The organism is Streptococcus sp. GMD1S, assembly GCF_000296875.1.
Lineage (GTDB): Bacteria > Bacillota > Bacilli > Lactobacillales > Streptococcaceae > Streptococcus.
The window spans coordinates 1-1,002 of record NZ_AJQY01000381.1; the positions used below are offsets into that span (position 1 = coordinate 1).

At 44.9% G+C, this 1,002-nt stretch carries 2 protein-coding genes; both read left to right on the top strand.

Annotation, left to right across the window (positions count from 1 at the left end; genetic code table 11):
- On the top strand, positions 1-551 hold a 551-nt coding region (gene nrdG, locus GMD1S_RS10490; protein ID WP_000311435.1), incomplete at its 5' end, for an anaerobic ribonucleoside-triphosphate reductase activating protein.
- The coding region (locus GMD1S_RS10495; RefSeq protein ID WP_000725970.1) for a hypothetical protein at positions 548-1,002 on the top strand (455 nt) is incomplete at its 3' end. The genes nrdG and GMD1S_RS10495, both read left to right, overlap by 4 nt.

The following is a 1,002-nucleotide window of genomic DNA, read 5'->3' on the forward strand; positions in this document are numbered from 1 at the left end:
TTAGTAAAGGGCGGATCATTGATTATAAGGCCTTTAACTTTGTCGATGGAGAAGGTGTGCGAAACTCTCTCTATGTATCAGGTTGCATGTTTCACTGCGAGGGGTGCTATAATGTTGCGACTTGGTCTTTCAACGCAGGCATTCCCTATACGGCAAAATTAGAAGAACAAATCATGGAAGACCTTGCCCAACCCTATGTTCAAGGATTGACCTTGCTGGGAGGAGAACCATTTCTCAATACAGGTATCCTCTTGCCGCTCGTTAAGCGCATTCGAAAGGAATTGCCAGACAAAGACATCTGGTCCTGGACGGGCTACACTTGGGAAGAAATGATGCTGGAGACTCCAGATAAACTGGAACTCTTATCATTGATTGACATCCTTGTCGATGGACGGTATGATAAAAGCAAACGCAATCTTATGCTCCAGTTTAGAGGTTCGTCCAATCAACGGATTATCGATGTGCAAAAATCCCTCAAAAGTGGGCAAGTGGTGATTTGGGACAAGCTTAATGACGGAAAAGAAAGCTATGAACAGGTGAAGAGAGAATGAAGAAAAAAGACCTGATAGAACAACTGGTTTCAGAGATCGAAACGGGAAGAATTAGGACGCTAGGGATCTACGGTCATGGGGCTTCGGGCAAGTCAACCTTCGCTCAGGAATTACATCAAGCTCTAGATTCTACTACAGTAAATTTACTAGAAACAGATCCTTATATCACCTCAGAACGTCACCTGGTAGTACCAAAGCAAGCGCCAGATCAAAAGGTGACGGCTTGTCTGCCAGTGGCGCATGAACTAGCAAGTTTACAGAGAGATATTCTCGCCTTGCAGGCAGGCATGGACATCTTGACGATTGATGAATCTTGGAAGGCTAGCGAGGTCTTGTCTGGAGGAAAGCCAATTCTTATTGTTGAAGGGATGTCCGTGGGTTTTCTTCCCAAGGAACTCTTTGACAAAACCATCTGTTTCTACACGGATGAGGAGACCGAATTAAAGAGGCG